This is a genomic window from Gilliamella sp. X-46, from assembly GCF_057063525.1.
In genome coordinates this window covers 2251-5600 of the sequence record NZ_JBXSQH010000030.1, presented here as the reverse complement: position 1 = coordinate 5600, position 3350 = coordinate 2251, and the positions used below count along the sequence as shown (strand labels likewise).

The following is a 3350-nucleotide window of genomic DNA, read 5'->3' as shown; positions in this document are numbered from 1 at the left end:
AATTTAAAAGTCTGGCGGCACCCTACTCTCACATGGGTAATACCCACACTACCATCGGCACTACGGCGTTTCACTTCTGAGTTCGGCATGGGGTCAGGTGGGACCACCGCGCTATTACCGCCAGACATATCCTGTCTTCTCTTTCTCAATTGGTGTCCATTATCTCATATCAGCACCAATCGCTCAATCCGGAACAAACTGTTATTTCAACTTTTATTCTATCAATCGCGTAACCCAAAACAACTCCGAGTTGTAAGGTTAAGACTCTCGGTTCATTAGTATCAGTTAGCTCAATGTATCACTACACTTACACACCTGACCTATCTACGTCTTAGTCTCAAACGGACCTTACTGAATCTCTTCAGGGAAAACTCATCTCAAGGCTAGTTTCGTGCTTAGATGCTTTCAGCACTTATCTATTCCGCACGTAGCTACCGGGCAATGCAATTGGCATCACAACCCGAACACCAGCGGTGCGTTCACTTCGGTCCTCTCGTACTAGAAGCAAACCCTCTCAATTTTCCTACGCCCATGGCAGATAGGGACCGAACTGTCTCACGACGTTCTAAACCCAGCTCGCGTACCACTTTAAACGGCGAACAGCCGTACCCTTGGGACCTACTTCAGCCCCAGGATGTGATGAGCCGACATCGAGGTGCCAAACACCGCCGTCGATATGAACTCTTGGGCGGTATCAGCCTGTTATCCCCGGAGTACCTTTTATCCGTTGAGCGATGGCCCTTCCATTCAGAACCACCGGATCACTATGACCTACTTTCGTACCTGCTCGAGCCGTCACTCTCGCAGTCAAGCTAGCTTTTGCCATTGCACTAACCTCCTGATGTCCGACCAGGATTAGCTAACCTTCGTGCTCCTCCGTTACTCTTTGGGAGGAGACCGCCCCAGTCAAACTACCCACCAGACAGTGTCCCTTACCTCGATTCAGAAGTATAGGTTAGAACATCAAACATTAAAGGGTGGTATTTCAAGGACGACTCCACACACACTAGCGTGCATGCTTCTTTGTCTCCCACCTATCCTACACATTAAGGCTCAATGTTCACTGTCAAGCTATAGTAAAGGTTCACGGGGTCTTTCCGTCTTGCCACGGGTACACCGCATCTTCACGGCAATTTCAATTTCACTGAGTCTCGGGTGGAGACAGCCTGGCCATCATTACGCCATTCGTGCAGGTCGGAACTTACCCGACAAGGAATTTCGCTACCTTAGGACCGTTATAGTTACGGCCGCCGTTTACTGGGGCTTCGATCAAGAGCTTCTGCTTACGCATAACCCCATCAATTAACCTTCCAGCACCGGGCAGGCGTCACACCGTATACGTCCACTTTCGTGTTTGCACAGTGCTGTGTTTTTATTAAACAGTTGCAGCCAGCTGGTATCTTCGACTGACTTCACCTACATCCGCGTGGGATTTCAATTACCGTCAGCGTGCCTTCTCCCGAAGTTACGGCACCATTTTGCCTAGTTCCTTCACCCGAGTTCTCTCAAGCGCCTGAGTATTCTCTACCTGACCACCTGTGTCGGTTTCGGGTACGATTAACTATAACCTGAAGCTTAGAGGATTTTCCTGGAAGCAGGGCATCAATTACTTCACTGCCTTAGCAGCTCGTCATCACACCTCAGCGTCTTAGTGACCGGATTTGCCTAATCACACGCCTACATGCTTAACCCACCATCCAATAGATGGTAAACCTAGCCTTCTTCGTCCCCCCATCGCAGTTATAGCCAGTACGGGAATATTAACCCGTTTCCCATCAGATACGCCCTTCGGCCTCTCCTTAGGGGTCGACTCACCCTGCCCCGATTAACGTTGGACAGGAACCCTTGGTCTTCCGGCGAGCGGGCTTTTCACCCGCTTTATCGTTACTTATGTCAGCATTCGCACTTCTGATACCTCCAGCATGCCTCACAACACACCTTCTACGGCTTACAGAACGCTCCCCTACCCAATACACTTACGTGCACTGCCGCAGCTTCGGTGCATAGTTTTAGCCCCGTTACATCTTCCGCGCAGGCCGACTCGACTAGTGAGCTATTACGCTTTCTTTAAATGATGGCTGCTTCTAAGCCAACATCCTAGCTGTCTAAGCCTTCCCACTTCGTTTCCCACTTAACTATGACTTTGGGACCTTAGCTGGCGGTCTGGGTTGTTTCCCTCTTCACGACGAACGTTAGCACCCGCCGTGTGTCTCCCATGATTAAACTTGTCAGTATTCGGAGTTTGCATCGGGTTGGTAAGCCGGGATGGCCCCCTAGCCGAAACAGTGCTCTACCCCCAACAGTTACTCATGAGGCGCTACCTAAATAGCTTTCGGGGAGAACCAGCTATCTCCCGGTTTGATTGGCCTTTCACCCCCAGCCACAGGTCATCCGCTAATTTTTCAACATTAGTCGGTTCGGTCCTCCAGTTAGTGTTAACCAACCTTCAACCTGCCCATGGCTAGATCACCGGGTTTCGGGTCTATACCCTGCAACTTAACGCACAGTTAATACTCGGTTTCCCTTCGGCTCCCCTATTCGGTTAACCTTGCTACAGAATATAAGTCGCTGACCCATTATACAAAAGGTACGCAGTCACTACTACCTAATGGCAGCAGCTCCCACTGATTGTACGTACACGGTTTCAGGGTCTATTTCACTCCCCTCCCGGGGTTCTTTTCGCCTTTCCCTCACGGTACTGGTTCACTATCGGTCAATCAGGAGTATTTAGCCTTGGAGGATGGTCCCCCCTTCTTCAGACAGGATATCACGTGTCCCGCCCTACTCTATAAGCTTCCACATATCGCACCTTCGTGTACGGGACTTTCACCCTCTATCGTGCGACTTTCCAGACGCTTCCACTAATACTATATGCTACCCGCTTGGGCTACTCCCCTTTCGCTCGCCGCTACTTAGGGAATCTCGGTTGATTTCTTTTCCTCGGGGTACTTAGATGTTTCAGTTCTCCCGGTTCGCCTCATATAACTATGAATTCATTATATGATAGTGTAGTCTCCTACACTGGGTTTCCCCATTCGGACATCGACGGCTATAGCGCTTTTTATCAGCTCACCGTCGCTTTTCGCAGATTAACACGTCCTTCTTCGCCTCTGATTGCCTAGGCATCCACCGTGTACGCTTAATTTCTTAACCTTACAACTCACAGTTGTCTTGGTTTTAATTACGCTTTTTTCTCTTCCTTAATTACTCACTTCTACTAATTCGTCTCAACTAAAAATTATCGCTAACTTTTAATTTCACGCATCAATAAAAGCTTTGCATAAGAACGAGAACTCGTTTCTTTCAGCTTGTTCCTAATTGTTAAAGAGCTTTATCTTTCTATTTACTTA

Annotated in this window: 2 rRNA genes; both read right to left on the bottom strand. The window is 48.8% G+C overall.

The annotated features are described in order from the left end of the window. Positions 1–9: 9 nt before the first annotated feature. Positions 10–125, bottom strand: a 5S ribosomal RNA gene (rrf, locus tag ACYIAJ_RS11230). Between the two features lie 129 nt (positions 126–254). Next, a 23S ribosomal RNA gene (locus ACYIAJ_RS11225) occupies positions 255–3153 on the bottom strand. Between the last annotated feature and the right edge of the window lie 197 nt (positions 3154–3350).